General features: G+C 47.8%; 1 pseudogene. It reads right to left on the bottom strand.

Annotation, left to right across the window (positions count from 1 at the left end):
• A pseudogene (locus tag EII32_RS12305) lies at positions 1-590 on the bottom strand (phage head morphogenesis protein); the annotation flags it as partial.

Genomic DNA, 590 nt, shown 5'->3' with positions numbered 1-590 from the left:
ATAGAGTGCAGTGTGTATTCTCCCCAGTCCCATTCCCATACGATGATATACTGCTCTTCGCCTTTTACCTTTGTGGAGAATATATGATGCTGTATGACCCTTTCTCTATTCTTTCCCGGTGGCGGTGTCGCTATTCCAAGATATTCTGCATTTTGTAGCACTTCGTTGATTCTTAGCAGCATTTTGTTTTTCTCCTGCAGATACTTGTTTGGTTGGTTCGTCCACTCGGTGACAGATGCCCTTGAGATGTTGATAGGGTGCGGGAACTGTGGTGTATTGATAGCCGTTCCCTGTAGTGGTTTGGCGTATTTTCTCGTCTGTTTCGCATCTGCATTTGCCAACGCTCTGACGATGCGGCATGCTGCGCAAAGTTCGTTATCAGGAATAAACACGAGACTTGTCTTTCCCTTTGCCAGGTCGCAGTCGTTACACCGCCTGATGGTATAGGGGTTGTAGTCGGGTACAGTTTTTTGCTCCTTGCCGGCGTTGAAACGGAATATACCTTTGGTGTCTTTGCCCGTTGCCTCTTCTCCGAGTGCCATTGCCTCGTCGTGCGGCGTAACGGGATATTTGTCTTTTAGGACTTGTAC

It is taken from the genome of Prevotella sp. OH937_COT-195, from assembly GCF_003932845.1.
Taxonomy (GTDB): domain Bacteria; phylum Bacteroidota; class Bacteroidia; order Bacteroidales; family Bacteroidaceae; genus Prevotella.
The sequence above is the reverse complement of the archived record's forward strand: the minus strand, read 5'-3'. Positions and strand labels throughout refer to the sequence as shown.